The following is a 3,440-nucleotide window of genomic DNA, read 5'->3' on the forward strand; positions in this document are numbered from 1 at the left end:
AACCACGACACCAACAACGTTCTGTGCAGGTGGCTCAGTAACATTAACAGCAAACGCAGGATATTCTTATAAATGGTTTAATGGAACCGCACAGGTTGGAACAAATTCAACCTATACAGCAACAGCAGCGGGTTCATATACAGTAGAAGTAACGAATGCATCTGGTTGTAAAGCTACTTCGGCAGCAACAACTGTAACAGTAAGCGCCACACCGACAGCAGTAATCACGACAACAACACCAACGACATTCTGCCAGGGCGGTTCTGTAGTGTTAACAGCAAGTGCAGGTTCATCTTACAAATGGTTTAATGGAACCGCACAGGTTGGAACAACCTCAACGTATACAGCAACAACTGCTGGATCATATAGTGTAGAAGTAACAAATGCGGCAGGCTGCAAAGCAACTTCAGCAGCAACAGCTGTGACAGTAAGCGCCACACCGACAGCAGCAATCACGACAACAACACCAACGACATTCTGTGCAGGTGGCTCAGTAACATTAACAGCAAGTGCAGGTTCATCTTACAAATGGTTTAATGGAACCACACAGGTTGGAACAACCTCAACGTATACAGCAACAATAGCAGGATCATATACGGTAGAGGTCACCAATGCAGGTAACTGTTCAGCAATTTCATCAGCAACAACGGTAACAGTGAATGCACTACCGAATGCACCAACAGTTACAACTCCTGTAACCTACTGCCAGAATGCATCAGCAACAATACTGACAGCAACAGGCACAGGCCTGAAATGGTATGCGGATAATACGACAACAACTGCACTGGCAGGAGGAGCACCGACACCGGCAACAACAACAGCAGGTACAACGAACTATTATGTATCGCAGACAACAAACGGTTGTGAGAGTCCAAGGGCACAGATAGTAGTTACGGTGAATGCACTACCAATAGCAACGATCACTACAACGGCACCAACAACGTTCTGTGCAGGTGGCTCAGTAACACTAACAGCAGATGCAGGAAGTTCATACAAATGGATGAACGGAACGTCTCAGGTTGGAACAAATTCAACCTATACAGCAACAGCAGCTGGATCTTATACAGTAGAAATAACAAATGCATCAGGCTGCAAAGCAACATCAGCAGTAACGGTAGTAACAGTCAATGATCTGCCTTTGGCAGAGATTACCGCATCAGGTCCAACCACCATTCCTGCAGGCGGCAGTGTAACCTTGAATGCCAACACCGGTCCCGGCCTTACTTACAAGTGGTTTAAGGGCAGCACGCAGGTAGCTACGGCAGCCAGCTATGCTGCAACAGAGGCCGGAGTATATACGGTAGAGGTAACCAATGCATCGGGTTGTTTTTCAACCTCTGCCGGCAAAACAATAAACATCAATACCAATCAGCCTTCGGTTATTACAATTACTTCACCGGCAGCAAATGCAACAATAACAGAAGCGGTTGATATTGCAGTGAATGTTACAGATCCGGATGGCAGCGTAACGCTTGTAGAGTTTTTAGATGGGAACACAGTTATTGGAACAAGTACAACAGCACCTTATGTATTTACCTGGAACAATCCATCAGCGGGCGATCACGTAATTACAGTTCGCGTGACAGACAGCAATGGCGGGATCACGGTTTCAGCACCGGTGACTGTAAACAGTACACCAATAAGTACGGGAATAGCAGGCTTCAATTCGATTACAGCCAATGTGTATCCGAATCCTGCAAATGGTGCGGTGTACATTGATACAGATACAGATTTATCAAATGCAAGTTTTACAATGGTAGATGTCTTGGGAAGAGAAGTTGCAATTTCTTCTGTGATAACAGGAATCGGAGCAATGGTAGATGTCAGCAACATAAGTGAAGGTACCTATGTTATGATAATCAAACTGAATGATTCAATTTTCAGAAAGAAAATTAATGTGATTAAGTAAGATTAATAATTTCTTTATGATAACTGAGGTTTATTTAATGAACTAATTAGTATTTACGATGATTTATTCAAACTCTTATTTTAAAAAAGGAGTAGATTACTGCACTATGAAATATATTCCTTGTCTTAGGATAGTATTTTGTGCTGCGTTATTTTTTTTACAAAGTAAAGTATTGATCGCGCAACAAACACTAAAAGTAAATTTGTCAGGTACGATCAGGCCAGTTACACATTGCGCATCCGGATCACTTTACGGAGTAACGGAAACATTGCCGACTGATATTGCAAATTTAGTGGCTCCCCTTAAGCCATGTACGTTTACACAACCTGCCATTAGTGGGAATGGTCATCAGCAACCTATAGGTGGGGCTATTGCTGTTTCTGGAAGATTAGCATCTACAACTGGACAAGTAATGATTCGGTTGGCAGATATAAACGCTGGATGGCCTTATAACTGGCCGGGTCAATCGAGCTGGCTCTCCCAGGTTACAAGTATTATTAACAGTAAAAAGTCATCGGGAAGAAATAATTATTATGGTTATGAAATCTGGAACGAGCCGGATGGAACCTGGAAAACTGCCAGCGGAGATTTTCATTCTGTATGTTGGAAGCCTACGTATGATTTAATTCGCTCTTTGGATCCACAAGCAAAGATTATTGGACCTTCCTACTCATATTATAATTCCAATAGTATGAAAAATTTTCTTACATACTGCAAAAATAACAATTGTCTTCCCGATGTCATATGTTGGCATCAATGGGGATCAGGAGGTTTTAGCAGTGCTATAGACAATTATAGGGCTTTGGAAATTAGTCTTGGAATTTCCCCAAGAGCGGTAAGTATCAATGAATATTCATCAGAAACTCATACATACGAAGGTTGTCCTGGTGTCTCTGTTCCATTTATTTCAAAGTTTGAACGTAAGCAAGTGGAAAGTGCTTGTATTTCATGGTGGTTCACCAATTTACCTGGCAGGCTAGGTAGTCTTTTGACTTCAAACAACCAGAAAGGCGGAGGTTGGTGGTTATATAAATGGTACGGAGATATGACAGGCAATATGGTGAGTGTAATACCTCCGAATGATAATAGTGATGGAATAGATGGTTTTGCTTGTCTTGACCTTAGTGCAAATTATGCCAGTATTTGTTTGGGTGGAAATTATAAAGGGGTAGTGAATGTCGCTGTCACAGGTATTCCAGGTTCTTTTGGAAGTCAGGTTAATGTGAAACTCGAATATGTCTCATGGACAGATAAAGACACTCCTGTTTCTGGTACTGCAGATATATCTACTACCCCTTATACTGTTTCAAATGGAGCGATTACAGTACCTGTAAATGTATCAAATCCTTTATATGCATATCGTGTGTATATTACTCCGGTAACTGTCAATCCCGTTCCCGCAGTTACCCTGACGGCGCCGTTGAATAATGCCGTATATACGGAAGGAGATAATATTACAGTGAATGCCACGGCAACCATCACAAGCGGCAGTATCAGCAAGGTAGATTTTTATAACGGCACAACATTGCTT

Annotated in this window: 2 protein-coding genes; both read left to right on the top strand. The window is 42.2% G+C overall.

From position 1 onward, the window contains the following. Nucleotides 1-1,909, top strand: a 1,909-nt coding sequence (locus ACTHJT_RS03385) for an Ig-like domain-containing protein (protein WP_440236375.1), incomplete at its 5' end; no start/stop codon positions are given. A 172-nt stretch (nt 1,910-2,081) separates the two neighbouring features. Then, nucleotides 2,082-3,440: Ig-like domain-containing protein (locus ACTHJT_RS03390; RefSeq protein ID WP_440236376.1), on the top strand; the 1,359-nt coding region annotated here is incomplete at its 3' end.

This window comes from Cytophaga sp. (genome assembly GCF_051961495.1).
In the GTDB taxonomy this organism is placed as follows: domain Bacteria; phylum Bacteroidota; class Bacteroidia; order Cytophagales; family Cytophagaceae; genus Cytophaga.